Annotated in this window: 22 protein-coding genes and 1 riboswitch; of the genes, 9 read left to right on the top strand and 13 right to left on the bottom strand. The window is 72.5% G+C overall.

All coding sequences use genetic code 11. The features are described 5' to 3' along the window. Positions 1–33 precede the first annotated feature (33 nt). The 4 genes from ACFYXV_RS30565 to ACFYXV_RS30550 form a co-directional block, all read right to left on the bottom strand. A complete protein-coding gene (locus tag ACFYXV_RS30565) occupies positions 34–309 on the bottom strand; it encodes a hypothetical protein (RefSeq protein ID WP_048477902.1) in 276 nt (91 codons plus the stop codon). 261 nt (positions 310–570) lie between these two features. Next, on the bottom strand, positions 571–1440 hold the full coding sequence (locus ACFYXV_RS30560) for a LytR/AlgR family response regulator transcription factor (RefSeq protein ID WP_385471145.1): 870 nt from the start codon (positions 1438–1440) through the stop codon (positions 571–573). Between the two features lie 167 nt (positions 1441–1607). After that, complete coding sequence (locus ACFYXV_RS30555) at positions 1608–2564, bottom strand: SCO0930 family lipoprotein (RefSeq protein WP_389384650.1); 957 nt, start codon at positions 2562–2564, stop codon at positions 1608–1610. A 128-nt stretch (positions 2565–2692) separates the two neighbouring features. Then, complete coding sequence (locus ACFYXV_RS30550) at positions 2693–3718, bottom strand: GDSL-type esterase/lipase family protein (protein ID WP_389384649.1); 1026 nt, start codon at positions 3716–3718, stop codon at positions 2693–2695. Between the two features lie 386 nt (positions 3719–4104). On the opposite strand from ACFYXV_RS30550, the gene ACFYXV_RS30545 reads away from it, so the two are divergent. Together ACFYXV_RS30545 and ACFYXV_RS30540 are read left to right on the top strand one after the other, a co-directional pair. Further along, positions 4105–5577: an amino acid transporter gene (locus ACFYXV_RS30545; protein WP_385471147.1), complete on the top strand. Its 1473-nt coding sequence runs from the start codon at positions 4105–4107 to the stop codon at positions 5575–5577. A 10-nt stretch (positions 5578–5587) separates the two neighbouring features. Next, the gene (locus tag ACFYXV_RS30540; RefSeq protein WP_030027017.1) at positions 5588–6043 is read left to right on the top strand and encodes an Lrp/AsnC family transcriptional regulator; all 456 of its coding nucleotides are present in this window, start codon (positions 5588–5590) and stop codon (positions 6041–6043) included. Between the two features lie 25 nt (positions 6044–6068). Here ACFYXV_RS30540 and ACFYXV_RS30535 read toward each other — a convergent pair whose 3' ends face one another. Both ACFYXV_RS30535 and ACFYXV_RS30530 read right to left on the bottom strand, forming a co-directional pair. Further along, a complete protein-coding gene (locus ACFYXV_RS30535) occupies positions 6069–6371 on the bottom strand; it encodes a WhiB family transcriptional regulator (RefSeq protein ID WP_385471149.1) in 303 nt (100 codons plus the stop codon). A gap of 103 nt (positions 6372–6474) precedes the next feature. Beyond that, positions 6475–7191 (bottom strand): GNAT family N-acetyltransferase, encoded by a 717-nt coding sequence (locus tag ACFYXV_RS30530; RefSeq protein WP_389384626.1) that lies wholly within the window; start codon positions 7189–7191, stop codon positions 6475–6477. 230 nt (positions 7192–7421) lie between these two features. Here ACFYXV_RS30530 and ACFYXV_RS30525 point away from each other — a divergent pair, with 230 nt between their 5' ends. Both ACFYXV_RS30525 and ACFYXV_RS30520 read left to right on the top strand, forming a co-directional pair. Beyond that, complete coding sequence (locus ACFYXV_RS30525) at positions 7422–8222, top strand: carbon-nitrogen hydrolase family protein (RefSeq protein ID WP_383347655.1); 801 nt, start codon at positions 7422–7424, stop codon at positions 8220–8222. A gap of 68 nt (positions 8223–8290) precedes the next feature. Further along, entirely contained in the window at positions 8291–9988 is a 1698-nt protein-coding gene (locus tag ACFYXV_RS30520) for a flavin monoamine oxidase family protein (RefSeq protein WP_385471154.1), read from the top strand. Positions 9989–10055: 67 nt separating this feature from the next. On the opposite strand, the gene ACFYXV_RS30515 is transcribed toward ACFYXV_RS30520, so the two are convergent. The 3 genes from ACFYXV_RS30515 to ACFYXV_RS30505 all read right to left on the bottom strand — a co-directional run bounded on the left by ACFYXV_RS30515 (position 10056) and on the right by ACFYXV_RS30505 (position 13495). Next, entirely contained in the window at positions 10056–10697 is a 642-nt protein-coding gene (locus ACFYXV_RS30515; protein WP_383347660.1) for a DUF5995 family protein, read from the bottom strand. 92 nt (positions 10698–10789) lie between these two features. Next, a complete protein-coding gene (locus tag ACFYXV_RS30510) occupies positions 10790–12220 on the bottom strand; it encodes a uracil-xanthine permease family protein (protein WP_389384625.1) in 1431 nt (476 codons plus the stop codon). Between the two features lie 60 nt (positions 12221–12280). Then, on the bottom strand, positions 12281–13495 hold the full coding sequence (locus ACFYXV_RS30505; protein ID WP_389384624.1) for an MFS transporter: 1215 nt from the start codon (positions 13493–13495) through the stop codon (positions 12281–12283). Positions 13496–13550: 55 nt separating this feature from the next. Between ACFYXV_RS30505 and ACFYXV_RS30500 the strand changes: the two genes are divergently transcribed. Continuing rightward, on the top strand, positions 13551–14708 hold the full coding sequence (locus tag ACFYXV_RS30500; protein WP_385471161.1) for an ROK family transcriptional regulator: 1158 nt from the start codon (positions 13551–13553) through the stop codon (positions 14706–14708). 73 nt (positions 14709–14781) lie between these two features. Here the strand turns inward: ACFYXV_RS30500 and ACFYXV_RS30495 are convergent, their stop codons facing one another. The 4 genes from ACFYXV_RS30495 to ACFYXV_RS30480 form a co-directional block, all read right to left on the bottom strand. Then, positions 14782–15750 carry a CorA family divalent cation transporter gene (locus tag ACFYXV_RS30495; protein ID WP_385471233.1) on the bottom strand — a complete coding sequence of 323 codons (969 nt, stop codon included), beginning with the start codon at positions 15748–15750 and terminating at the stop codon, positions 14782–14784. Between the two features lie 17 nt (positions 15751–15767). After that, complete coding sequence (locus ACFYXV_RS30490) at positions 15768–16535, bottom strand: SDR family oxidoreductase (RefSeq protein WP_389384623.1); 768 nt, start codon at positions 16533–16535, stop codon at positions 15768–15770. 30 nt (positions 16536–16565) lie between these two features. Next, entirely contained in the window at positions 16566–17522 is a 957-nt protein-coding gene (gene sigJ, locus ACFYXV_RS30485; RefSeq protein WP_385471165.1) for an RNA polymerase sigma factor SigJ, read from the bottom strand. A 106-nt stretch (positions 17523–17628) separates the two neighbouring features. Continuing rightward, a complete protein-coding gene (locus tag ACFYXV_RS30480; protein ID WP_389384622.1) occupies positions 17629–20028 on the bottom strand; it encodes a chitinase C-terminal domain-containing protein in 2400 nt (799 codons plus the stop codon). A gap of 277 nt (positions 20029–20305) precedes the next feature. Next, a riboswitch (FMN riboswitch) is annotated at positions 20306–20435 on the top strand. Between the two features lie 259 nt (positions 20436–20694). Between ACFYXV_RS30480 and ribD the strand changes: the two genes are divergently transcribed. The 4 genes from ribD to ACFYXV_RS30460 are packed head-to-tail and all read left to right on the top strand — an operon-like array spanning position 20695 to position 24352. Next, on the top strand, positions 20695–21783 hold the full coding sequence (gene ribD / locus ACFYXV_RS30475) for a bifunctional diaminohydroxyphosphoribosylaminopyrimidine deaminase/5-amino-6-(5-phosphoribosylamino)uracil reductase RibD (RefSeq protein WP_389384648.1): 1089 nt from the start codon (positions 20695–20697) through the stop codon (positions 21781–21783). Then, complete coding sequence (locus tag ACFYXV_RS30470) at positions 21784–22407, top strand: riboflavin synthase (RefSeq protein ID WP_385471169.1); 624 nt, start codon at positions 21784–21786, stop codon at positions 22405–22407. Then, positions 22404–23057 (top strand): nicotinamide riboside transporter PnuC, encoded by a 654-nt coding sequence (locus tag ACFYXV_RS30465; protein ID WP_389384621.1) that lies wholly within the window; start codon positions 22404–22406, stop codon positions 23055–23057. Before ACFYXV_RS30470 ends, ACFYXV_RS30465 begins: the two co-directional genes overlap by 4 nt. Continuing rightward, entirely contained in the window at positions 23054–24352 is a 1299-nt protein-coding gene (locus tag ACFYXV_RS30460) for a bifunctional 3,4-dihydroxy-2-butanone-4-phosphate synthase/GTP cyclohydrolase II (RefSeq protein ID WP_383497049.1), read from the top strand. The genes ACFYXV_RS30465 and ACFYXV_RS30460 overlap by 4 nt, the downstream gene beginning before the upstream one ends. The last annotated feature ends 41 nt before the right edge of the window (positions 24353–24393 follow it).

The raw sequence follows: 24393 nt of genomic DNA, 5'->3' as shown, positions 1-24393 counted from the left end.
ATCGCCACCCCTCCCACCGGCCGAAAAGGCGCGTCAGAGCGCGGGGTCGCGGTGCTCGGCGCAGTCGCGCAGCGCGATCTCCAGTTCCACGTAGGAGTCTTCGGCGCGGCGGAAGGCCAGGGTCAGGGCCGCCTCGGCGCGGGGCGGGAGCTGCCGGCCGACCCCCTCGTTCGCCTCGTACAGGACCTCGGCCCAGCGGGCGGCGGCGCTGCGCAGGCTCGCGAGCAGCGACTCGGCCTCGGCGGGGCCGGCGGGCGGGGTCCGGGGCAATGCGGTCAGCGCGTCGAGCAGCGCCTGGATCTCCGCCATACGCACCCCCCGCTCGTTCCCGGCGGCTCCACCATAGGTCCGCGGCGGGCCGGCGGCGGGCGGAGGGGGCCGCCCTGCGACCGACGGCTGCGGCGGGGCGCCGTACGTCACCTCCGGTGCGACGAACGGTTCCCGCGCGCGCCGGACGGTCGGCGGTCCGCCCTGCCACGGGTCCGCCGGCCGGTCCGCCGGCCGGTCCGACGGCCGGTCCGACGGCCGGCTCGCCGACCGGTCCGCCGGCGACGCCGGGTCGCCCCTTCGCTATCCGGTCGCCTGGCGCATCAGCAGATCGCGCAGCTGGCGGGCGTGGCGCCGGCTGACCTGGAGCTCGGCCGATCCGACGCGGACACTGGTGGTGCCGGCGTCCAGCCGGAGCTCGTCGATGCGGCCCAGCGCCACCAGGTGGCGGCGGTGGATGCGGACGAACCCGCGGGCCGCCCAGCGCTCCTCCAGCGTGGAGAGCGGGATGCGGACCAGATGGCTGCCCTCGTCGGTGTGCAGCCGGGCGTAGTCGCCCTGGGCCTCGACGTACGCGATGTCGGCGATCGCCACGAACCGGGTGACGCCGCCCAGTTCGACCGCGATCTGGTCCGCGGTCCGGTCGGCGACGGTCACCTCCGGGGCCGGGCGGCGCTGCGCCGGGACGGAGGGACCGGCGAGGGCGGCCGGACCGGACGGGGCGCCCGTGGCCGCGGCCCCGGCCGCCGCCCCCGCGGGTTCGGGCGCTTGTACCGCGGACCGGCCGAGCTGGGCGCAGGCCCGCCGGACGGCCTCGGCCAGCCGCTCGGGGCGGACGGGCTTGAGGACGTAGTCCACCGCCTTCAGGTCGAAGGCCTGGACGGCGAACCCCTCGTGGGCGGTGACGAACACGATCAGCGGCGGCCGTGCGAACCCGGCCAGCAGCCGGGCGATGTCGAGGCCGGTCAGGCCCGCCATGTGGATGTCGAGGAAGACGACGTCGATGCCGTCGGGGCCCTCGGGGCCGGTCTCCAGGGCCCGGGTTATCCGCCGCAGGGCCTCCGTGGCGTCCGAGGCGCCCTCGGCGCTGAGCACCCGGGGGTCGGAGCGCAGCAGGTAGAGGAGCTCCTCAAGGAGCGGCTTCTCGTCGTCGACGGCCAGTACGCGCAGCATGCGGTGGAGTGTATGGATGACCGCGCCGGGGCGGAACGGTGCGCGGCCCGCCTGCCAGGGGGGGAGAGGGGGAGGCAGGGGGCCGCGCGGTCCGGATGTGTGGGGGGTGAGGGGGAGGAGGGAGAGGAGGGGCGGGTGAGTGGGGGACGGGGAAGGAGGGCGGTGGATCAGGAGGTGGTGATCAGCTTGCCGTCGGGGGACACCGCGTACCAGGTGCCGCCGACGCCCTGGCCGTTGATGTCACCGGCCTTCTTGTCACCCGTGAAGGTGTAGACGGGCCAGCAGTCGATGGCCTGCTGCTTCTTTCCGTCGGGACGGTCCAGGACCGAGTAGCCCTTCTCCACGATGCCCTTGGCGTTGGCCTTGTCCACCGGGGGCACCACCGGCCACTTGGCCACGCAGTCGCCGGTGCAGTTGGAGGCCATCGGCCAGGCGGTGTCCTTCTTGAAGCGGTAGACCGTCATCCCGTTGCCGTCGACGATGTGCTCGCCCAGCTTGGGGTCCTTGGCCACGGTCAGCGCACCCGTGGCCTCGCCCGCTCCGGCCGGCGCCCCGGCCGGAGCGGCGGCCGCCTTCGAGGCCTTCTTGCCGTCGGCGGCCAGGGCGAACCAGGTGCCGCCGACGCCCTGCCCGTTGGTCTCGCCCGCCTTGGTGTCCTTGCCGTAGCGGTACACCGGCCAGCCGCCGACCGTCAGCTGCTTGCTGCCGTCGGTGCGCACGACCTCGCCCAGCAGCGAGGCGTCCATGCCCGCGGCGGCGGTGGCGTCACCGGCGGCGACGGCCGGCCAGGCCTTGGCGCAGTCCCCGTCGCAGTTGGACTTCGGCGGCTTGGCGGTGTCCTTGTCGAAGCGGTAGAGGGTCATGCCGGCGCTGTCGGTGAGCAGGGCGCCGATCTGCTCGTTCTGGGCGATCGCCAGCTGTCCGGCGCCCTTGGCGCCCGCGGCGCCGTCGGCGGCACCCGCCCCGTAGTCGGAGCCGTAGTCGCCGGCACCGGCGGCGGGAGCCACGGCCGCGGCCCCGGCCGGCTTCGCGTTGCCCGCCGTATCGTCCCCGCCGCAGGCGGTCGCCGTCAGGGCGACGACGACGGCGACGGTGGCCAGGGTGGTTCCGCGCTTGATGCCCATCTTGATCTCTCCCACGTGTGGTGTCTGTCTCCGTGTCCGCCGCCCGTTTCCGGTGCGTCGGCAACTGTGCTCAGGACACGCGCTGTCGGGGTCGATCCGTTCAAGTGGATTGCTGTGGGCTGTTTCACTCACCCGGGACCGAACCCGGAGCGCCGCAGAGCCGTGACCACGGCAAGGCCCAGCACCTGGTGTCCGGAGTCGTTGGGGTGCAGTCCGTCCGCCAGGTGCTCCGGTCCCAGCAGGTCGCGGCCCGGGAGCAGGGCGAGGCGGTCGTCCCCGGCGGCGATCCGGTCGCGGACCGCCCGCTCCATCGCGTCGCGCAGGGCGCCCAGGGTGGCGCCGAGCCGGTTCGGGGTGCGCTCGGCGTCGGGGCGCAGTACGGGGGAGACCAGCAGCAGCGGGGTCCGCGGATGCCCCTGGCGGACCAGGTCGAGGAAGGCGCGGGTGGTCTCGTACAGCAGCGGTACCGAAAAGGGCACGCGGGACCAGCAGTTGGTGCCGAACGCGAGGGTGATGGCATCGGCGGGCAGGCCCGCGATCTGCTCGGCGGTGGCGAGCTCCCCGCGGGCGGCGCCCGCGTACCCGAGGTTGACCGTGTCCCAGCCCAGCGCCCGCCCGGCGACGGCGGGCCAGCCGTGGGCGGGCCGGGTCGACCACCAGCCCTCGGTGATCGAATCGCCGTGCACCACCCAGCGCGGGGCGGGCGGGGCCGGGGCCACCGTGCCGCCGATCCCGCGCAGGCCGAGGATCAGCGGGGACTGCGCCTCCGGCGGGTGGAGGGTGAACGGTCCGGCCCCGCCGGGCAGTTCGATCCGTACGACGGCCTCGGCGGCCGGCTCCGTCCAGACCTCGCGGACCACTCCGTGCCGGTCCCACAAGGCGAAGCCGTGCGCGAGGTCTCGCAGGGCGTCGGTGGGGCCGGGCACGGTCGCCCGGTAGCGGATCTCCACGGCCCGCGCCGCCCGGGCGGTGAACTCCAGACGCACCCCTATCGGGAGGGTGGCCCGCTCCCCGGTGTCCCAGGGCAGCCGCATGGTGTCCTCCGGGTCGGCCCGGACCGGGCGGCCCTTGTCGAGCCAGGCGACCCCGCGCAGGAACGGCCCCGGGTCCAGCCAGCGCGGGCCGTCGGCGCCGGCGTCGCCGTCGGCGTTCACGGTGTTGATCGCGTTCGTGGTGTTCAGGGCGTTCGCGGCGTTCACTGCGTTCACGGTGCGCCTCCGATCATCGGTCCGGGCGGCATGCTGCGGTACATCTGACGAGGTGTCAACGAAGGGGGCTCGGGGACCCTGCGCATTGATCGATCATCCGTGCGCAACAAAGGACCATCCAGGACAGATCCGCGCAACGATCGTGCGGCAATGTGCAAGGATGGTGCATTACGGGCGGTATCACTCAGCTCGTAGGCTCACTCGCTGTACGTGGAGTGGCGCGGACCGCCTGCTCGGCGGTCCCCCATGCCCAGGCTCTTTGTCTGTGTCCTGCCCCGGACCGCTGCGGTCGACGCCTCAGTCCCCATCCGCAGTGTCAAAGGAGTCCCGTCGTGCTCGAAACCGGCCAGGCGCCACCGCTCACCTCCGGGCCCCGCAAGCCCGTGAACCCTCTGCTGCGCCGCAAGCCGGTCGAGCAGATGGTCGCCGAGGGCGGCCAGGGCGAGGGCGGCAACCTGCGCCGCTCGCTCACCATGTGGCAGCTGACCATGATCAGCATCGGCGCCACCCTGGGCACCGGCATCTTCGTCGTCCTCGGCGAGGCGGCCCCCAAGGCCGGCCCGGCCGTCACGATCTCCTTCATCATCGCGGGCCTGACCGCGCTCTTCTCGGCCCTCTCCTACGCGGAGCTGGCCGGATCGGTGCCGGTCTCCGGCTCCTCGTACTCGTACTCGTACGTGACGATGGGCGAGTTCATCGCCTGGATCTGCGGCTGGTGCCTGGTCCTGGAGTACGCCGTCTCCGTCTCGGCCGTGGCCGTCGGCTGGGGCCAGTACCTGAACGAGCTGCTCGACGGGACCATAGGTGTCACCCTCCCCGAGAAGTTCTCCGCCGCCCCGCTGGGTGACGGGGGCTGGATCAACCTGCCGTCGCTGGTCGTGGTCCTGCTCGCCATGGTCTTCCTGATGCGCGGCGCCAAGGAGAGCGCGCGGATCAACACGATCATGGTCGTGGTGAAGATCGTCACGCTGGTGCTCTTCATCGGCATCGGCGTCATGGGCATCAAGTCCGGCAACTACGCCCCGCTGGCCCCGCTCGGCATCACCGGCATCAGCGCCGCCGCCTCCACGCTCTTCTTCTCCTACATCGGCTTCGACGCCGCCTCCACCGCCGGTGAGGAAGCCAAGAACCCGAAGAAGGACCTGCCCCGCGCGATCATGCTCTCGCTGGGCATCGTCACCGTCCTGTACTGCCTCGTCGCCTTCGTCGCCGTCGGCGCCCTGCCCTGGAAGGACTTCGAGGGCACCGAGGCCGCGCTGGCCCAGATCATGACCAACGTCACCGGTGACAAGTTCTGGGGCGTCGTCCTCGCCGCCGGCGCCGTCGTCGCCATCGCCTCCGTCGTCTTCGCCGTCCTCTACGGACAGACCCGCATCCTCTTCGCGATGTCCCGCGACGGCCTCGTCCCCAAGGTCTTCGCCAAGGTCGACGCCAAGACGGGCGCCCCGCGCGCCAACGTGGTCATCGTCTCCCTCTTCTGCGGCGCGCTCGCGGCGTTCATCCCCCTGGGTGAGCTGGCCAACGCGACCAGCATCGGCACGCTCTTCGCCTTCGCCCTCGTCAACATCGCGGTCGTGATCCTGCGTCGCACCAAGCCCGACATGCCGCGCACCTTCAAGGTGGCGCTGTTCCCGGTCACGCCGATCCTGGGCTTCCTCGCCTGCGGCTACATGATGTACAGCCTGCCGGTCGCCACGTGGGTCGCTTTCGGTGTCTGGATGGCCGTCGGCCTCGTGGTCTACTTCCTGTACGGCATCCGCCGCTCCCGACTGGCCACGGCAGAAGTGGCCACAGCAGAAAAGTGATCCACCCGCAGTGCGACTGAACGATCTCGACGAACGCATCGTGCACGCCCTCGCCGAGGATGCCCGCCGCTCCTACGCCGACATCGGCTCCGAGGTCGGACTCTCGGCCCCCGCGGTGAAGCGCCGCGTGGACCGGCTGCGGGCGGAGGGAGCCATCACCGGCTTCACCGTCCGCGTGGACCCCGCCGCCATGGGCTGGGAGACCGAGGGCTTCATCGAGATCTACTGCCGCCACAACACCTCGCCGGACGACATCCGGCGGGGGCTGGAGCGGTACCCCGAGGTGGTGTCCGCGTCGACCGTCACCGGCGACGCGGACGCCCTCGTCCAGATCTTCGCCTCCGACATGCGGCACTTCGAGCGGGTGCTGGAACGCATCGCGGGCGAGCCGTTCGTGGAGCGCACCAAGTCGGTCCTGGTCCTCTCCCCCCTGCTCCGCCGCTTCACCTCGGGCGCCCCGGCATAAGGCGTCCGCACCGTCGCGGACACCCCTACGCCGTCCTCCGCGAGGCCGTGGCGTGCGCCGGGCCCGTCATGGCCCGGCGTTCCTCTTCCGTCAGCCCGCCCCACACGCCGAACGGCTCCCGGGTCCGCAGCGCGTGCTCCAGGCACGCGGTGCGCACCGGGCAGACCGCGCAGACCCGCTTCGCGGCCTCGTCGCGGTCCTCCCGGTCCTCACCCCGCTCACCGGCCGGATGATAGAAGCGGCCCGGTCCCAGATTCCGGCAGGCGGCACGCAGCTGCCACTGCCAGTGATGGCCGGCGGCACCGGGCAGGCGTGAGACGTCGTTCATCGCAGGTCCTCTCGGTCCTTTCGTTTCCATGGGATTCCCCGCGTGTGACCGCTGCGCGCCCCGTGAAACCTGCCGGCCCGACCCGGCCCCGCCAACTCCGGCGTCAGGCCGTCGCGTCCGGGGTGCGGACCCCCATGAACACCGGGCGGCGGCGCAGCGTGAAGCCCATCGACTCGTAGAGGGCGATGGCGCCCGCGTTGTCCGCGGCCGCGTGCAGGAACGGGCGGTCGCCCCGCTCCCGGATCCCGGCGGCCACCGCCCGGATCAGGCGGCCCGCGAGCCCCCTGCCCCGGTGGTCCGGGTGCGTGCAGACGGCGCTGATCTCCGACCAGCCGGGCGGGCGCATCCGTTCCCCCGCCATCGCGACGAGCCGGCCCTCGTGCCGGATCCCGAGGTACGTGCCCAGCTCGACCGTGCGCCGGGCGAACGGCCCCGGCTTCGTCAGGCCTACCAGCTCCAGCATCTCCGGCACGTCGGCGGGCCCCAGCAGGACCGCCTCGGGCGCGGTCTCGGCCCGTACCGCCCCGCCGTCCAGCTGCACGCCCGGGATCGCGTTCTCCGTCGTCCACCCCGGGGGCGGGGTCGGCAGGCCGGTGATCCAGACCGTCGTGCCCGGGCCGGCCAGCGCGGCCAGATCCGCCCAGGACCCGGGGTCCTCCGGATCCGCGAGCGCCACGAACGGCGAGATGTCGGCGGCGTACCGGGCCGCCAGCCCGCGGGGCCCGGTCTCGGCGAGGGCGCTGCTCGGGCCGGTCAGCGCGGCCCAGACCGGATTGTCGAGTACGTGGAGCGGGGTGGCCGTGTCGATGTCGGACGCCATGGGGTGGGAGACTCCTTCTGCCGGTGACGACGCTCAAGAGGGTCAGCGTCCGCCCGGGCCGCGTTTATGCCCCGAGCGCGCCGAACGCCTCCGCGCAACGAATCTTCGCCCATGCCGCGAAACACGCAACGAATCGATGCTCCGAGCGCAACAGTCATGGCTTGTCGGCGTCGAACGGGTGAACGTACCTTCAATAGGACCCACTCCCCTCCTGCCACAGAGGTACGCCCATGCCCCCGCTGCGCACCGCCCTCCTCCAGAGCTCCGGACGGCTCGGCGACACCGCCGAGAACCTGAAGGCGCTCGACGAGGCCGCGCAGCGCGCCGCTCGGGCGGGCGCCGGGCTCCTCGTGACCTCGGAGATGTTCCTGACCGGCTACGCGCTGGAGATCGAGGACGTCGCCGCCCTCGCCGAGGCCGCCGACGGCATGTCGGCCCGCGCCATCGGCGAGATCGCCCGCCGCCACGGCGTGGCCGTCCTGTACGGCTACCCCGAGCGCGACGGCGACACCGTGTACAACGCGGCGCAGCTCATCGGCCCCGACGGGGCCCGGCTCGCGAACTACCGCAAGACCCACCTCTTCGGCTGCTTCGAGCAGGACGCCTTCACCCCCGGCGACACCCCCGTCGTCCAGGCGGACCTGAACGGCCTCCGCGTCGGCATCATGATCTGCTACGACGTGGAGTTCCCCGAGAACGTCCGGGCGCACGCCCTGGCCGGCACCGACCTCCTCCTGGTGCCGACCGCGCAGATGCACCCGTTCCAGTTCGTGGCCGAACAGCTCGTCCCCGTACGGGCCTTCGAGAACCAGATGTACATCGCGTACGTCAACCGCACCGGTCCGGAAGGCGAGTTCGAGTTCGTCGGACTCAGCTGCCTGGCGAGCCCCGACGGGGTGACCCGCACCCGGGCCGGGCGCGGCGAGGAGCTGGTGATCGGCGAGGCCGATCCCGAGCTGCTGCGCGCGTCGCGCGAGACCAACCCCTATCTGCGCGACCGCCGCCCCGGGCTCTACGCCTCCCTCGTCTGAGCCCCGGCCCGGCCCACGCCCCCGCCGGCGCCCTCCCCCTGCCCCACCCCCGCAAGGAGCCGTACCCCATGACGTCCACGGTGCCCACCACCGCCGTCCCGCACAGCGACGGACAGCCGCCGATCACCATGTTCGGCCCGGACTTCCCGTACGCGTACGACGACTTCCTGGCCCACCCCGCGGGCCTGGGCCAGATCCCGGCGACCGAGTTCGGCACCGAGGTCGCGGTCATCGGCGGCGGGCTGTCCGGCATCATCTCCGCCTACGAGCTGATGAAGATGGGCCTCAAGCCCGTCGTCTACGAGGCGGACCAGATCGGCGGCCGCCTGCGCACCGTCGGCTTCGAGGGCGCCGGCACCGAGGGCCTGACGGCGGAGATGGGCGCCATGCGCTTCCCGCCCTCCTCCACCGCGCTCCAGCACTACATCGACCTCGTGGGCCTGGTCACCGAGCCCTTCCCGAACCCGCTCGCCGAGGCCACCCCCTCGACGGTCGTGGACCTCAAGGGCGAGACCCACTACGCCGAGACCATCGCCGACCTCCCGCAGGTCTACCGCGACGTGTCGGCCGCGTGGAACGCCTGCCTCGACGAGGGCGCCGACTTCTCCGACATGAACCAGGCGATGCGCGAGCGGGACGTCCCGCGCATCCGCGAGATCTGGGCCAAGCTCGTCGAGAAGCTCGACGACGAGACCTTCTACGGCTTCCTCTGCAAGTCCGAGGCCTTCCAGTCCTTCCGCAAGCGCGAGATCTTCGGCCAGGTCGGCTTCGGCACGGGCGGCTGGGACACCGACTTCCCGAACTCCATCCTGGAGATCCTGCGCGTCGTCTACACCGAGGCGGACGACCACCACCGCGGCATCGTCGGCGGCTCGCAGCAGCTGCCGCTGCGCCTGTGGGAGCGCGAGCCCGAGAAGATCGTGCACTGGGCGCAGGGCACCTCGCTGTCCTCCCTGCACGAGGGCGCGCCGCGTCCGGCGGTGACCCGCCTGCACCGCACCGCCGGCAACCGCATCACGGTCACCGACGCCGACGGCGACATCCGTACGTACCGTGCCGCGATCTTCACGGCGCAGTCCTGGATGCTCCTGTCGAAGATCGCGTGCGACGACACGCTGTTCCCGATCGACCACTGGACGGCGATCGAGCGCACCCACTACATGGAGTCGTCCAAGCTCTTCATCCCCGTCGACCGGCCGTTCTGGCTGGACAAGGACGAGGAGACCGGCCGCGACGTCATGTCGATGACCCTGACGGACCGCATGACGCGCGGTACGTACCTCCTGGACAACGGCCCGGACCAGCCGGCCACCATCTGCCTCTCGTACACCTGGTGCGACGACAGCCTGAAGTGGCTGCCGCTGTCCGCGAACGAGCGGATGGAGGTCATGCTGAAGTCCCTCGGCGAGATCTACCCCAAGGTCGACATCCGCCGTCACATCATCGGCAACCCGGTGACCGTGTCCTGGGAGAACGAGCCCTACTTCATGGGCGCGTTCAAGGCCAACCTGCCGGGCCACTACCGTTACCAGCGGCGCCTGTTCACCCACTTCATGCAGGACCGCCTCCCCGAGGACAAGCGCGGCATCTTCCTCGCGGGCGACGACATCTCCTGGACCGCGGGCTGGGCCGAAGGCGCGGTCCAGACGGCGCTGAACGCGGTCTGGGGCGTCATGCACCACCTCGGCGGCACCACGGACTCCACCAACCCCGGCCCGGGCGACGTCTACGACGAGATAGCCCCGGTCGAACTCCCGGAGGACTGACCCACCCGGTCCCTCCGCCCATGACCACGGGCCGCCCCCGCGCCACGAGCGCGGCGGCGGCCCGTTTTCAGCTGCGCGGGGTCAGGAGGCAGCGGCCGACCAGGCCCACTCCCGCGTCCAGGGAGTCCGTGAACTCCTCGGCCAGTTCGGGGGAGCGGCGCAGCGTCCACAGCAGGCGGGCCGCCGACCAGGCGGCGCCGCGGGCGCGCTCCAGGCTCCAGGAGCCGAGCAGGTGGGTCAGCGGGTCCGCGACCTCCAGCAGGTCCGGGCCCGGCATCAGGTCCTCCCGGATGTGCTCCTCCAGGGAGACCAGGGTGTCTCCGACCCGGTCGAAATCCGCCTCCAAGGCGCGCGGTTCGCAGTCCAGGGCCCGGCAGGTGGCCACCACGGCCAGCGCCAGGTCGTGCCCGATGTGCGCGTTGATCCCGGCCAGCGCGTGCTGGAGCGGCCGGACGCCGGGGTGCCGGCGGTACTGGAGCAGCGGGCGCCAGCACGCCGGGGCCCGGTCCGCCTCCACGGCCGTCAGGTACCGCTCCGCGAACCGCACGCTGAGCGCCTGAGCCCGCCGCGGCGCCGGGAACTCCCCGTGGGAGATGCGCGCGTGCAGCGTCTCCGTCACCGTCAGGTACACCCGGTTGAAGACGGCGACGCCGTCCTGCGCGGGGAGCCGCTCGTCCAGGGCGCGCATCCGCGCGAGTACCGCTTCCATGGGTGGCAGCGTGGCAGCCGTCGGCGCGGATCCGGGTGACTTGGCCGTGTGCTTCGCCGGTTCGGGCGAACGGGGGCCGTTCGCCGGCTCGGTCAGGGGCGGCCGGCCCGGCCGGCCCCGCCCTCGTCCCCGCCGTTCGCGCCGCCCCCGTCACCCGCGTCGTACGCCGACGTGCCCGCGTCGAGCAGCGGTTCCCGCTGCTTGAGGTGCGCCGGTGCGAAGTACCGCAGCGCGTGGTAGCCCGTGATCACCACGATCGTGCCGAGCGCGATGCCGCCCAGCTCGAAGCTGTCCGTGAACCGCAGCTTCACCCCGCCGATGCCGATGATGATGCCCGCCGCGGCCGGCACCAGGTTCAGCGGATTGCGCAGGTCCACCCCGCCGTTGATCCAGATCTGCGCGCCGAGCAGGCCGATCATCCCGTACAGGATCACGGTGATCCCGCCCAGCACCCCGCCGGGGATCGCGGCGACGACCGCGCCGAACTTGGGGCACAGGCCGAAGAGCAGCGCGAAGCCGGCAGCCGCCCAGTAGGCCGCCGTCGAGTAGACGCGGGTGGCCGCCATCACGCCGATGTTCTCGGAGTAGGTGGTGTTCGGCGGACCGCCCACCGCCGTGGACAGCATCGACGCGGCGCCGTCGGCCGCGATCGCCGTGCCGAGCTCGTCGTCGAGCGGATCTCCGGTCATCTCGCCGACGGCCTTGATGTGACCGGCGTTCTCGGCGATCAGCGCGATCACCACCGGCAGGGCGATGAGGATCGCCGACCACTCGAACTGCGGTGCGTGGAAGGACGGCAGGCCGAACCAGTCCGCCGTGCCGACGGCCGAGAGGTCCAGCCGCCAGTGGTCGACGGCCGCCTCCCCGCCCACCGTCGAGTGGATCTTGCCGAAGAGCAGGTCGAAGAGCCAGGAGATCCCGTACCCGAAGAGCAGCCCGAGGAAGATCGCGATCCGCGACCAGAAGCCGCGCAGGCAGACCACGGCCGCCCCCGTGAACAGCATGGTCAGCAGCGCCGTCCACTGGTCCTGCGGCCAGTACGTCGAGGCCGTCACCGGCGCCAGGTTGAAGCCGATCAGCATCACCACCGCGCCCGTCACCACCGGCGGCATCGCGGCGTGGATGATCCGCGCCCCGAAGCGCCGCACGGCGAGCCCCGCCAGGAACAGTGCCGCGCCGACCGTGAACACCGCGCCCGTGACGACCGCGCTGTCCCCGCCGCTCGCCCGGATCGCGGCGGCGACGCCCACGAAGGAGAGGGAGCAGCCCAGGTACGAGGGCACCCGCCCGCGCGTGGCCAGCAGGAAGATGGCCGTCGCGACACCCGACATCATGATGGCCAGGTTCGGGTCCAGGCCCATGAGGACGGGCGCGACGAAACTCGCCCCGAACATCGCCACGACGTGCTGGGCGCCGAGCCCGGCGGTCCGCGGCCACGACAGCCGCTCGTCCGGCCGTACCACCGCACCGGGGGCGGGGGTCCGCCCGTCTCCGTGCAGGGTCCAGCCCACGCCGAGGCCCATGTGTCCACCACTCCCGTCGAACCGATCAGGCATCCGGGCCGCAGAGCAGCCTGCGCAATGTTACGGCCGGACAGCTGCTGGTTCGTCCCTGCCCACCGGCGCCGCCCCTGCCGCCACCGGCTTCTGCCGCAGCACGGCCGCCCCCAGGACCAGCGCGAACGCGAGCAGCGTGACCAGCCCGAAGGACACCACGAGCGAGGTCGCGTCCGCCACCGCGCCGATCGCCGACGGCGCGACCAGCCCCGAGGTGTACGTGATCGTCGCCACGCCCGCGATGGCCTGGGCCGGGGCCGGCCCGCTGCGCGCGGCGGCCGCGAAGGCCAGCGGGACCACCACCGCGATGCCGAGCCCGATCAGCCCGAAGCCCGCGATCGCCACGGCCGGATTCCCGGCCGCCACCACGAGCACCCCGCCCGCGGTGGCCAGTACCCCGCTCGCCCGGACCGTGCGCACCGCCCCGAACCGGTCCACCACCCGGTCCCCGACGAGCCGGGCGAGCGCCATCGTGAGCGCGAACGCGGTGGTGCAGGCGGCCGCGAGGCCGGCGTCCGTGTCCAGTACGTCGCGCAGGTAGACCGCGGACCAGTCCATGCTCGCGCCCTCCGCGAAGACCGCGCAGAACCCGATCGCGCCGATCAGCAGCGCCGACTTCGGCGGCAGCGCGAAGTGCGGCGGCGCCTCGGCGTCCGGGGCGCTGCGCAGGTCCAGCACCCCTCCCACGGCGGCCAGCCCGGCCGCGGTCAGCGCGAGCGCGGCGATCAAGTGGTGCAGCCGGGCATCGGCCCCGGCGTGGGCGGCGAGGGTGCCCGCCGCCGAGCCGATCAGCGCGCCCACGCTCCACATGCCGTGCAGGGAGGACATGATCGAGCGGCCGAGCCGGTTCTCGGTCTCCACGCCCAGCGCGTTCATCGCCACGTCCGCCATCCCGGCGCTGGCTCCGTAGAAGAACAGGGCGAAGCACAGGGTGGCCAGGTTCGGGGCGAGGCTCGGCAGGATCAGGGACAGGGTCCACAGCACCAGCAGCCAGCGCAGCGCGGCGCGGGCCCCGAAGCGGTGGTTGATCCGGCCGGCCAGCGGCATCGCGACCGCCGCGCCCAGCGCGGGGAAGGCGAGGGCGAGGCCCAGGGTGCCCGAGCCGAGCTGGGCGTGGTCCTGGATCCAGGGGATGCGGGTGGCGAAGGAGCCGGTGACGGCCCCGTGGGTGCAGAAGACGGCGGCGATGGCGATGCGGGCATGGCGCAGGCGCGCCGGGCTGAGGTCTGTTTCCCCTGTCATGGGATTAAACTATCAGGGACCCTGCCTGATAGTTAGTGTGGTGGAGCTACCTAAGATGGGCGCTGTGACTCCTGCCAAGGCCCTGACCGCCGCCGCCCCCTCGCCCGCGTCGCCGAGCACGGCACGGGCCATCAACGACCGGCTCGCCCTGCGACTCCTCCAGGAGGAGGGGCCGCTGACCGCCACTCAGCTCAAGGCGATGACCGGCCTGTCCCGCCCCTCGGTCGCCGATCTCGTGGAACGGCTCTCCGGCGCCGGGCTGATCGAGGTGGTGGGGGAGTCGGGCGAACAGCGGCGCGGACCCAATGCCCGGGTGTACGGGATCGTCGCCCGCCGCGCGTACCTGGCGGCCCTGGACGTACGGACGGACAGCGCGACGGCGGTGGTCACCGACCTGCTGGGCCGCCCGCTGGCCCAGGCCGCGCTCCCCGTGGACGCCGTGGACGAGGCGGTGGACCTGCTGGAGGCGCTGGGACGGGAGGCCGGCGCGGACCGGCTGCACACGGTGGTGGTCGGCGCGCCGGGGCTGGTGGCCGAGGCGGGGGAACTGCGCAGCACCGTCGGACTGCCCGCCTGGCACCGGGACCTGGTGGCGGCCCTCCAGCAGCGGCTGCCGGCCGCGGTGGCCGTGGAGAACGAGACGAACCTGGCGGCCCTCGCCGAACAGCGGGTCGGCGTGGCGCGGGACCTGGAGTCCTTCGTCCTGCTGTGGCTGGGCGCGGGCGTGGGCGCGGCGGTGGTCCTCGACGGCCGGCTGCGCCGCGGCGCCTCCGGCGGGGCCGGAGAGATCGGCTTCCTGCCGGTGCCGGGCACGGGGCGGCTGCCCTCGGCCACGGACTGCGAGGGCGGGTTCCACGCGCTGGTGGGCCGGGACGCGGTGGCGGCGCTGGCGGCGGATCACGGGTGGACGGGGCCGGTGGAGGAGGCGGTGTCGGGCGCGGCGGGCGAGCCCTTCCTCGACGCCCTGGCGCAGCGACTGGCGCTGGGCGCGGCCGCCGTCGCAGCGGTCCTGGACCCGGGCTGCCTGGTCCTGGCGGGGGGACTGGGCCACGCGGGCGGCGCCGCCCTCGCCTCGGCGGTGGCCCGCCGCCTGACGGCGCTGACCCCCGTCCCGATGGAGGTCCGGGCGACCGCCCTCGGTGATTCGGCGGTCCTGACGGGAGCCCGGCTGGCCGCCCGCGAAGCCGCCCAGGCGGACCTCTTCGCGCCCTGACCGCGCCGGCCCGGACCGAGCCGCAACGGCCCCGGAGGCCGGCCCGGACCGAGCCGCAGGGCGGACCGGCGGCCTACTCGTCCTCGATGCCCTCGTCGTCGTGGAGCCGGCGCCAGATACGGGTGCGGTGCAGCACGTAGAGCGCGCCGGCCAGGAAGACCACCTGGAGGCCCACGGCGAGCACCCAGAAGATGGACCTGCTCTCCAGCTCGTCCGTCAGGTAGGCGAAGTTCATGCCGAAGAACCCCGTCAGGAAGGTCAGCGGCAGGAAGATCGTGGACACGATCGCCAGCCGGTTGATCACCCCGTTCTGCTCGCCGGACACCAGCGAGGAGTAGGTGCTGAAGCCCCGCCGGGCCGCATCCTGGAGCGCCTCGATGTCCGTCAGCACCAGCCTCGACAGGCGCTGGTACTCGCGGGCGATCCGCTGGCGCTCCTCCGGGAAGTTCCGGTTCAGCACCCGGCGGGTGATGGCCTCCTCCGCCGCCTGGTGGTAGGGGAGGAGCGTGTGGTGCAGGAGCGCCGAGGTCCGGCGCAGCCGCGCCAGACTGTAGAGCTGCTCGGGTTCGCGCTGCCGGAACATCTCGTCCTCCAGGTCCTCCACTTCCAGCAGGGCCTGGACGGCGGAGCGCCGGTAGGTCTCCAGCGCCTCGCCCAGCAGCAGGAACAGCATCGCCACGGCGTCGGGGGGCCGTTCGTGCGGAAGACGGGCGATGAAGCTCTCCACCAGCCCCGCCGGCCCCCGGTGCACCGTGAGCAGGTACCGCTCGGTGGCCACGACGTGCAGGTGGACCACCTGGCCCCCCTCGAAGGCGGGGACGACGAACACGGCGGCGTCACCGAGGAACTCGGCGCGGGTCGTTTCCCGCTCCCGGCCGAGCCACGACAGGCCCTCGGCCTCCAGGCCGAGCAGGTGGGCGACCGGCTGCTCCCCGGACGGTGCCTCCTCGGGGAGTTCCGCGTCCACGAACAGGAAACGGGACTCCGCGAGGCGCTCACGGGCCTCGGACACGGCAGCGCGCCGCACGGTGCCCTCCGGCATGGACACCACCGAAACGATCACCCTCCGGCCGCCGGCGCCTTCGCGGCCCGGGCCGCCAGGAACTGAGCGAACGTGCCCTTGCCCGAGGCGTGGGACGGGGCCAGGTTGCCGCCCCGGCGGAAGGCCGCGTACGCCTTGCCCGCCAGCGGCAGCGCGAACACCCTGCGCCGGCTCCCCGCCGCCGCCAGGTACGCCCGGCCCAGCTCCACCAGCGTGTGGATCTCCGGGCCGCCCATGTCCGTGACCCGGCCGGCCGGGGCCGGTACGGCCAGTTCCGCCATCCGGTCCGCGACCTCCTCCACGGAGACCGGCTGCACCCGGACCCCCTTCGGCAGCGGCACCGGCACCGCCGGCACCTTCACCAGCGCGTCCATCAGCATCGCCACCAGGTCGTGGAACTGGGTGGTGCGCAGGATCGTCACGCCCAGCCCCGAGGCCTCCAGCATCCGCTCGACCTGGTACTTCACCGTGTAGTAGCCGAAGGGGACCACGTCCACCCCGACGATCGAGATGTAGACGATGTTCGTGACCGTCCCGGCCCGCCGGGCCGCCTCGATCAGGTGCCCGGCGGCCACGTCGTCACCGCCGCGCGGGGTGCTCGCGCAGTGCACGACCACCTCAACGCCGGCCATCGCCGCGTCCAGCCCGCTGCCGTCCCGCAGATCGACGGGGTAGTCCTTCGCGCGGCGGCTCAGAACCCGTACGTCGTGGCCCGCCGCGCGCAGCCGGGTGACGACCGGCCCGCCGAGGTTTCCTGTGCCTCCGGTGACGAGAATCGTGCTCATGGTGTCCGTTCCTTCCCTGAAGGGTTCCGTTCACCGGCTACGACCGGACAGCCCCGGGGAATGTGACAGCTGCCGCTGAAGGAATTCCAGCTTCTCCGGATTGACCATGCTCCGCACCCCGCGGACCAGCCCGTCCTCGAACTCCACCTGCAGGACCCCCGCCCCGCCGAACAGCAGCGCGGGCTCGCCGTTGACCTCCGCGAGCGAGACCGGCAGACCGGCCCCGTACTTGCGCAGCGCCCCCGCCAGGAACCGCGCCACCTTCTGCCGGCCCAGGACCGGCCGCCGGGCCGCGGACACGATCCCGCCGCCGTCCGCCACGTACCGCACGTCGGCGCTCAGCAAGGACTCCAGCCGGGCCAGGTCCCCCTCGCGGGCCGCCGCCATGAAGGTCTCCACCAGGCTCTGCCACTGCGCCGGATCCGGCTCGAAACGCGGGCGCGAGGGCGCCTCGGCCCGCCCGGCCCCGGTTCGTTCGGCCTCGGCCCGTGCCGTCTCCACCCTGACAGCCGCCCGCCGGTAGAGCTGCCGGCAGTGGGCCTCGGTCAGGTCGAGCAGGGCGGCGATCTCCCGGTGGCCGTAGGCGAAGGCCTCGCGCAGCACGTACACCGCCCGCTCCACCGGCGTCAGCCGCTCCAGCAGCACCAGCAGGGCGATGGAGACGCCGTCCCGCTGTTCGGCCGACTCCAGCGGGCCGAGCGCACCGTCCCCGGTGAGGACCGGCTCCGGGAGCCAGGGGCCGGCGTACTCCTCACGCCGGGCCCGCGCCGAGGTCAGGCGGTTCAGGCACAGGCGCGTGACGGTCTTGGCGAGCCAGGCCCCGGGGTGCTCGACGTCCTGGCGCCCGGCGGAGCTCCACCGCAGCCAGGCGTCCTGGACGGTGTCCTCGGCCTCGGCGGCCGAGCCGAGCATGCGGTAGGCGATCCCGAACATCCGCGGCCGGTGCTCCTCGAAGTCCGCGAGCGGCGCGGGGCCCGGTGTGATCACGGCAGCAGCCTACGAGGGCCCCGCGCCCGCACGTGCGAGGGACCCGGTGGCCGCCGGGCCACCGGGTCCTCACGTCCGTTCGCCTACGGGACGTACGCGCCCGGCGTCAGCAGGCGCCCTGGTCCTTCCAGACGCCCCAGTCGCCGGTGGTGCCGGGCTCCTCGTTCTGCGTCCACCACTGGGCCTTCCAGTTGTGGCCCTTGTGCGAGACGACCTGGCCGCCCGTGTACACGCTGCCCGCGACGTACGCCGGGTTCGTGCAGGTCCCGCCCGGCGGGGTGGTGGGAGGCGTGGTCGGGGGAGTGGTCGGCGGGGTCGTGGGCGGGGTGGTGGGCGGCGTGGTCGGCGGGATCGTCGGGCCCCCCGGCTCGACGAGCGCCGTACCGCGCGCCAGGTCACCGGCGAGGGCGTACGTGGTGCCGGAGATGTTCACTGTCCAGTTGGAGGGCGTGGAGACCGGCAGGTAGTAGTTGAACGCCAGGTCCACCGAGGCGCCGGGGGCCAGGGTCTGCCAGGCGGGGAGCTTCAGCGAGACCCGCTGGAAGTCGCCCTTCAGACCGCCGACGTTGGTGCCGCTGTGCCCGGTGGAGACCACCTTGGTGCCGAAACCGGACTGGTCGGAGGCGTTGTTCGGGGCCGAGGTCCCGTAGTCGAACTGGAACTCGGTGCCGCCGGGCAGGGTGGTCTTCGTATTGTTGGTGATCTTGAGCTTCGGGGTGATCGGGTAGTTGGAGTCGCCCAGCTTGAACTCGCCGAACTCCGTCTTGATGTCCACGGCCTGGGCCGGCGGGGCGGTCGCGCCCGCCTTCTTCGCGCCGTACGGCGCGGCCGACTTGAACTTCTCGTACATCAGCGAGGTGAGCGTGTCGCCCATCTCGTACTGGCCCTTGGCGGCGTTGTACCCGTAGTCGCCCGCCAGCTCCCAGACCATGGTGCCGCCGATGCCCTTGTCCACCACGTAGTCGGCCTTGGCGGCGACGGACTGCTCGTCCTCCGTCGACAGGAAGACCTTCTTCTGGGCGTTCCACAGCCACGGCGCCACCAGCGTGGAGTCGTACTTGCGGGCGTAGGTGCCGGTCAGCGTGGTGTTCGCGGGGAAGCCGTACTTGGTGACGTAGTCGCCGACGACGCCCTTCTCCAGGTTCTTGGCGTGCCACATCGGGTTGGAGCCCGCCGGGGACTCGACCCCGTTGGTGTCCAGGTCGTGCCACAGGTTGTCGATGCCGACCGCGCCGTCACCGCACTTGGTCAGCCCCGCGCCGGCCGGGCAGGTGGTCGCGGGGGCCTTGCCCCACAGGCCGTCCGTGCCGCCCTGCACGTTCTTGAAGCCGCGGGTGTAGTACGGCAGGCCCATGTTGATGCGGCCCGCCGGCATGGAGCCGCGGAAGTAGTGGTAGGCCCAGTCGGAGTTCAGGTAGCCGATGCCGCCGTACTGGGAAGTGGAGTAGACGCCCGCGGCGGCCAGCTCGCCGTCCTTGCCGTCGTCGAAGAGCGAGGCGTTCGGGCCGACGTACTCGTTCCAGGCCCCGTGCAGGTCGTAGGACATGATGTTGACGTAGTCCAGGTACTTCTGCATCTGGAACGTCTCCATGCCCCGCAGCAGGTAGCCGGAGGAGGGGGCGGCGACGGAGAGCAGGTAGTGCTTGCCGTCGGCGGCTCCCGCGCGGTCGAGCTTCTCGCGCAGCGACTTCATCAGCGCGGCGTAGCCCTGGACGAGGCCGGCCCGGCGGGCGTTGGAGAGCTGCCAGTCCAGCGGGTTGCCGGCGTCCTTCATGGTGGTCGGGTACTCGTAGTCGATGTCGACGCCGTTGAAACCGTACGTGCGGATGAACGCGACGGAGGAGTCCGCGAAGGTGTCGATGCCGGCCTGGTTGACCGAGCCGTCGGCGTTGGTGGCCATCGAGTAGAAGCCGCCGGACGCGACGCGGTTGCCGTCGTCGCCGAAGTAGCCGCCGGTCTCGGCCCAGCCGCCGACCGAGATCAGCGTCTTGACGTTCGGGTACTGCTTCTTGGATTTGTTCAGCAGGTTGAAGTGGCCCTTGTACGGGAGGGCCGGGTCCATCTCGGCGCCCGCCACGCCCGGCCAGGTCATCCCGGTGGCGGCGTTGTTCGCGCTGTCGGCGCCGACCGAGATCTTGTTGTCGGAGCCGACGTGGGCGAAGGCGTAGTTCAGGTGGGTGACCTTGGACCACGGGACGTTGTTGGCGAGGTAGGCGGGGGTGCCGTCCTTGCCCGTCCGCCAGCCGGTGAAGTAGCCGATGACGCGGCGCTGGTGGTCGGCGCCCATCTTCTCGCGGCCCTCGGAGTCGTAGACCGAGCAGTAGGGGACGTCGACGCCAGCCGTCTTGTACAGCCCGTCGGGGCGACAGCTCTCTCCCCCAGACTCCGTCTGGGGGGACCCCCAGGCGGCGTGCGAAAAGGCCGTCGATACTGCGGGTAGTAGCAGTCCGGCGATCGCCGCGCCGGATGCCAGGAGCATCGCTCTCATACGTGTGGGGGACGGCATGGTGCCTCCTGGGGAGGGGAGGATGGCAGACACAAAGGACACAACAGGCGGAAACGTGGTGCGTGTTGGCCCGTGACGTGCGCACATCTGACGGGCTGTCTCCCGGGGAAGATGAAGGGAACGTTAAGAGGACTAGACCACCCCGTCAATAGGTCTGGACCAATGACGGTCCGACGTGACGGATTCCCGCGCCGGCGCCCCCTTGTGACCCAGGCCACAGCACCTCGCCCGCGTGGCCGACGATCGACCGTGGCAAAATGGCAGCAGTACCAGTAAGCAGCGCACTCCGGGGTCGGTGTAATTCCGAACCGGCGGTATAGTCCGCGACCCGTCCGCAGCCAGCGGCCGGTTGACCAGGTGAAATTCCTGGACCGACGGTGAAAGTCCGGATGGGAGGCAGTGCGCGGCGGGCCAGTCACCGGTACGCCGCCGTCGGCGGTTCACTCGGCGTATCCCTGCGGATGCGTCCGGACGGACCGTATTTTCGGCCTCGGCGTCCCCGCGTGTGCTGTACCGCTTCATCTGTCGTATCCCGACAGGCCCCGGAGTCCGTGCCCGATGAGGCAGGAGGATCCGGTGGCGAACCACGCCGCGCACGCACCGCACGACGCCTTCGGCGAGGGCGAGACCCCCGTCGACGCCGGCGCCGTAGCCGACGCACGGGCCATGCGCCGCGCCATCGGGCTCGCCGCCCGCGGCCTCGGCTCCACCAGCCCGAACCCGGTCGTCGGCTGCGTCATCACCGACGCCGCGGGCGCCGTCGTCGGCGAGGGCTGGCACGAGCGGGCCGGCGGCCCCCACGCCGAGGTCCACGCCCTGCGCGCCGCCGGCGAAGCGGCCCGCGGCGCCACCGCGTACGTCACCCTCGAACCCTGCAACCACACCGGCCGTACGGGACCCTGCGCCCGGGCGCTCGTCGAGGCCGGCGTCACCCGCGTGGTCTACGCCGTCCCCGACCCGAACCCGCAGGCCAGCGGCGGTGCCGACACCCTGCGCACCGCCGGGGTCAAGGCCGAGGGCGGGTTCCTGGAGGCCGAGGCCGCGGCCGGCAACGCAGCCTGGCTCACCTCCGTACGCCTGGGCCGCCCGCACGTGACCTGGAAGTACGCCGCCACCCTCGACGGCCGCAGCGCCGCCGCGGACGGCAGCAGCCGCTGGATCACCGGCCCGGAGTCCCGCGCCGACGTCCACCGGCTGCGCGCCGAGGCCGACGCCGTCCTCGTGGGCGGCGGCACCCTGCGCGCCGACGACCCGCACCTGGCCGTACGGGGCGTCGAAGGGGCCACCCAGCCCCTGCGCGTCGCCCTCGACACCCGCGCCGGGCTCCTGCCGACCGCCCGCATCCTCGACGACGCCGCGCCCACGCTGCTCGTCGTCGGCGAGGACGCCGACACCCGGCACCTGCCAGGCGGCGTCGACCTGCTCCGGCTGCCCCTGCACGACGGCCGCATCGCCGTCCACGACCTGCTCGCGCAGCTGTACGACCGCGGCGTGCGCTCCGTCCTCCTGGAAGGCGGCCCCACCCTCGCGGGCGCCTTCCTCGAAGCCGGAGCCGTCGACCGCGTCATCGGCTACCTCGCCCCGGCCCTCCTCGGTTCCGGCCCCGCCGCCCTCGCCGACGCCGGCGTCACGAACATCGCCCGCGCGGTACGCCTCGACATCACCGAGGCCGTCCGCGTCGGCGCCGATCTGCGCATCACCGCCGTACCCCTGTCCGAAGCCGTCCCCACCCCCACCGCCCCCAAGGAGCACTGAGTGTTCACCGGAATCGTCGAAGAACTGGGCGAGGTCACCGCCGTCGAGGAGCTCTCGGAGGCCTCCCGCTTCCGCCTGCGCGGACCCGTCGTCACCGACGGCGCCAAGCACGGCGACTCCATCGCCGTCAACGGCGTCTGCCTGACCGTCGTGGAGACCGGCGAAGGCGAGTTCACCGCCGACGTCATGCAGGAGACCCTCGACCGCTCCAGCCTCGGCGCCCTGCACGCGGGCTCCCGGGTCAACCTGGAGCGCCCGATGGCCCTCGGCGGACGGCTCGGCGGACACCTGGTCCAGGGGCACGTGGACGGAACCGGCGAGATCCTGTCCAGGACGCCCTCCGAGCACTGGGAGATCGTCAAGGTCTCGCTCCCGCAGAACCTGTCCCGGTACGTCGTGGAGAAGGGCTCCATCACGGTGGACGGCGTCAGCCTCACCGTGGTCGAGGCCGCCGCCGACTGGTTCACCATCAGCCTCATCCCCACCACCCTCGCGCTGACCACGCTCGGCCTCAAGCAGCCCGGCGACCCGGTCAACCTCGAAGTCGACGTCCTCGCCAAGTACGTGGAGCGCCTGCTCGCCGCCGGCGTGAACCCGCTGACCGCCCGGGAGGACCAGCCGTGAGCGCGCTGACCTGGCTCAACGCGGACGCCTTCACGGTCTTCGGCCAGAAGGTCATCTGGTCCGACATGATCGGCAACCTGATGGGGCTGGCGGCCCTCGCCCTCGGCTGGCGCCGCTCCATATGGACCTGGCCCGCCCAGCTCCTGTCCGGCCTGATCCTCATAGCCGCGTACGCCTCCGCCCACCTCGCCGGCGGCGTCGGCAAGCAGCTCCTCGTCATCGGCGTCGCCGCCTGGGGCTGGCGCGCCTGGCAGCGCGGCCGGCAGCAGGCCCAGGACGGCACCCTCGCCGTGCGCACCGCCACCTGGACGGAGCGCGGACTGCTCCTGGCCGGGGCGGCCCTCGGCACCCTCGCCGTCGGCGGTCTGTTCACCCTCTTCCCGAACCTGTCGTGGAGCCCGTGGGCCGACGCCTACATCTTCGTCGGCACGATCGTCGCGATGGTCGCCCAGGCCCGCGGTCTCGTCGAGTTCTGGTTCGCCTGGCTCCTCGTCGATTTGGTCGGCGTCCCGCTCGCCTTCACCAACGGACTGGCCTTCTCCGGTCTCGTCTACGTCGTCTACTTCGCGCTCGTCCTGTGGGGCGCCCACGACTGGTACCAGCGTTCGCGCACCACCCCCGCCCCGGCCCTCGAAGGAGCAACGGCATGACCACCCTCAAGCCCGTGCCCGACATCGACGACGTCCTCGACGCCGGCTTCCGGCTCGACCCGGTCGAACAGGCCATCCGCGACATCGCGGCCGGCCGGCCGGTCGTCGTCGTCGACGACGAGGACCGCGAGAACGAGGGCGACCTCGTCATCGCCGCCGAGAAGGCGACCCCCGAGATCGTCGCGTTCATGATGAGCGAGTGCCGCGGCCTGATCTGCGCCCCCATGGAGGGCCCCGAGCTGGAGCGGCTCGAACTGCCCCAGATGGTCCAGCACAACACCGAGTCGATGCAGACCGCCTTCACCGTCTCCGTCGACGCGAGCGCCGCCCACGGCGTCACCACCGGCATCTCGGCCGCCGACCGTTCCACCACCCTGCGGATGCTCGCCGACGGGGTCTCCGGGCCCTCGGACTTCGTCCGCCCGGGCCACGTCTTCCCGCTGCGCGCCAAGCCCGGCGGCGTCCTGGTCCGCAACGGCCACACCGAGGCCGCCGTCGACCTCGCCCGCCTCGCGGGCCTGCGCCCCGTCGGCGCCATCGTGGAGATCGCCGGCGAGGACGGCGTCATGCTGCGCCTGCCCGAGCTGATCCCCTTCGCCCGCAAGCACGGCCTGACGATCATCTCCATCGAGGACCTGATCGCCTACCGCCGCTCGGCGGAGCCGACCGTCCGCCGCGAGGCCACGGTCACCCTGCCGACCGCCCACGGCGACTTCACGGCGTACGGCTACCGCTCCACCGCCGACGGCGTCGAGCACGTGGCCCTCGTCCACGGCGAGATCGGCGACGGTCAGGACGTCGTGGTCAGACTCCACTCCGAGTGCCTGACCGGCGACATCTTCCACTCCCTGCGCTGCGACTGCGGCCCCCAGCTGCACGAGTCCATGGCCCGGATCAAGGACGAGGGCCGCGGCGTCGTCGTCTACCTGCGCGGCCACGAGGGACGCGGCATCGGGCTGGTGTCCAAGCTGCGCGCGTACGAGCTCCAGGAGCGCGGCCGCGACACCCTCGACGCCAACCTGGAGCTCGGCCTGCCGGCCGACGCACGCGACTACGCCGCCGGCGCGCAGATCCTCGCCGACCTCGGCGTCAAGAGCGTCCGGCTGCTGACCAACAACCCCGACAAGTCCGCCGCCCTCGTACGGCACGGAATCGCGGTCAACGACCGGGTGGCCATGCCGACGGAGGCGGGCGAGCACAATCTGCGGTACCTGCGCACGAAGCGGGACCGGATGGGCCACGACCTGCCCTGGCTGGACCAGACCGTGACCACCTCGGCCTGCGGCAACCAGTGATCGACGAATAAGCACGACCACCACCGACGCACACCACACAC

Source organism: Streptomyces sp. NPDC002181 (assembly GCF_042890485.1).
Lineage (GTDB): Bacteria > Actinomycetota > Actinomycetes > Streptomycetales > Streptomycetaceae > Streptomyces.
This window is presented reverse-complemented; position numbering and strand designations above follow the sequence as displayed.

What these genes read in the sequence shown, in the direction of transcription:
- ACFYXV_RS30565 (WP_048477902.1), bottom strand. Translation starts at nt 309, where the DNA reads ATGGCGGAGATCCAGGCGCTGCTCGACGCGCTGACCGCATTGCCCCGG.
- ACFYXV_RS30560 (WP_385471145.1), bottom strand. Translation starts at nt 1,440, where the DNA reads ATGCTGCGCGTACTGGCCGTCGACGACGAGAAGCCGCTCCTTGAGGAG.
- ACFYXV_RS30555 (WP_389384650.1), bottom strand. Translation starts at nt 2,564, where the DNA reads ATGGGCATCAAGCGCGGAACCACCCTGGCCACCGTCGCCGTCGTCGTC.
- ACFYXV_RS30535 (WP_385471149.1), bottom strand. Translation starts at nt 6,371, where the DNA reads ATGAACGACGTCTCACGCCTGCCCGGTGCCGCCGGCCATCACTGGCAG.
- ACFYXV_RS30530 (WP_389384626.1), bottom strand. Translation starts at nt 7,191, where the DNA reads ATGGCGTCCGACATCGACACGGCCACCCCGCTCCACGTACTCGACAAT.
- ACFYXV_RS30525 (WP_383347655.1), top strand. Translation starts at nt 7,422, where the DNA reads ATGCCCCCGCTGCGCACCGCCCTCCTCCAGAGCTCCGGACGGCTCGGC.
- ACFYXV_RS30520 (WP_385471154.1), top strand. Translation starts at nt 8,291, where the DNA reads ATGACGTCCACGGTGCCCACCACCGCCGTCCCGCACAGCGACGGACAG.
- ACFYXV_RS30515 (WP_383347660.1), bottom strand. Translation starts at nt 10,697, where the DNA reads ATGGAAGCGGTACTCGCGCGGATGCGCGCCCTGGACGAGCGGCTCCCC.
- ACFYXV_RS30510 (WP_389384625.1), bottom strand. Translation starts at nt 12,220, where the DNA reads ATGGGCCTCGGCGTGGGCTGGACCCTGCACGGAGACGGGCGGACCCCC.
- ACFYXV_RS30505 (WP_389384624.1), bottom strand. Translation starts at nt 13,495, where the DNA reads ATGACAGGGGAAACAGACCTCAGCCCGGCGCGCCTGCGCCATGCCCGC.
- ACFYXV_RS30500 (WP_385471161.1), top strand. Translation starts at nt 13,551, where the DNA reads ATGGGCGCTGTGACTCCTGCCAAGGCCCTGACCGCCGCCGCCCCCTCG.
- ACFYXV_RS30495 (WP_385471233.1), bottom strand. Translation starts at nt 15,750, where the DNA reads ATGCCGGAGGGCACCGTGCGGCGCGCTGCCGTGTCCGAGGCCCGTGAG.
- ACFYXV_RS30490 (WP_389384623.1), bottom strand. Translation starts at nt 16,535, where the DNA reads ATGAGCACGATTCTCGTCACCGGAGGCACAGGAAACCTCGGCGGGCCG.
- ACFYXV_RS30480 (WP_389384622.1), bottom strand. Translation starts at nt 20,028, where the DNA reads ATGCCGTCCCCCACACGTATGAGAGCGATGCTCCTGGCATCCGGCGCG.
- ribD (WP_389384648.1), top strand. Translation starts at nt 20,695, where the DNA reads ATGCGCCGCGCCATCGGGCTCGCCGCCCGCGGCCTCGGCTCCACCAGC.
- ACFYXV_RS30460 (WP_383497049.1), top strand. Translation starts at nt 23,054, where the DNA reads ATGACCACCCTCAAGCCCGTGCCCGACATCGACGACGTCCTCGACGCC.